Source organism: Sebaldella sp. S0638, from assembly GCF_024158605.1.
Classification (GTDB): domain Bacteria; phylum Fusobacteriota; class Fusobacteriia; order Fusobacteriales; family Leptotrichiaceae; genus Sebaldella.
In genome coordinates this window covers 1-802 of sequence record NZ_JAMZGM010000283.1, presented here as the reverse complement: position 1 = coordinate 802, position 802 = coordinate 1, and the positions used below count along the sequence as shown (strand labels likewise).

At 26.2% G+C, this 802-nt stretch carries 1 protein-coding gene and 1 pseudogene; both read right to left on the bottom strand.

Annotated features, from left to right (window positions below; genetic code table 11):
• Nucleotides 1-113 precede the first annotated feature (113 nt).
• Nucleotides 114-560: an ecotin family protein gene (locus tag NK213_RS20305; protein WP_253352732.1), complete on the bottom strand. Its 447-nt coding sequence runs from the start codon at nucleotides 558-560 to the stop codon at nucleotides 114-116.
• Nucleotides 561-604: 44 nt separating this feature from the next.
• Nucleotides 605-802, bottom strand: a pseudogene (locus tag NK213_RS20300) (hypothetical protein); the annotation flags it as partial.

The window sequence follows — 802 nt, the reverse complement described above, 5'->3', positions numbered from 1 at the left end:
CATAATAAAGTCCTCCTGTTTTTAGTTTATCATAAAAAGATTTTTTTATTTACAGACTTTTTATCACAGGCTCTATTAAAATACACCTTAATCTAAAAAAGGTGCATTTTTTGTTATTTTATTTTTTTCCCTGCTATTTTTTCATAGACAGCATAATCTACGAATACTCCTTTTGGAGCATAAATTACTACTGGTAATTTACTATTATAACGAATTATTTCTTCTACATTGTAAAATACATCTTTTTGAGTTTTGGTATTTACTGAGCATCCCATTTTTGTTGATCCCATTTCGTCTTTTCCATTGAAAATATAATAGTTGTAACCATAACCCTCAAGTATTTTTTCTTCTATTTTTCCTCCCAGTAAAAAATAATTATTACAGTCCAGCAATTTCTCTCTTCCAAATTTTAATTTTACCATATAATTTTCTTCTTTTTCTTTTTCCTCCAATATTATTGTATGTTTTTCCATTTCTTTTTCAGCTTTTGGATAAATATCGTCTTTTATAGCTGATAATGATAATAATGGCAACAATAATAATAAAATTAATTTTTTCATATTTTACCTCCATTTTTTAGATTTTAAATTCAGATGTCTATTTATTAGTTATTTTCGTATTTATTATTAAGTAACTTCAAAATTGAATATGTCTCATTATCCATAGTCCCATCATATTTTTTGGGTCTAAAGTGATATTGAAATGCTCTTATCACTTTTTTAGTCTGATTGTAATGGTCAAGCAAAATGGGAACATTAGGATCCAAAGAAATTGAATCTAGCCTGGTAAGGAGTAATAAACC

What these genes read in the sequence shown, in the direction of transcription:
- NK213_RS20305 (WP_253352732.1), bottom strand. Translation starts at nt 560, where the DNA reads ATGAAAAAATTAATTTTATTATTATTGTTGCCATTATTATCATTATCA.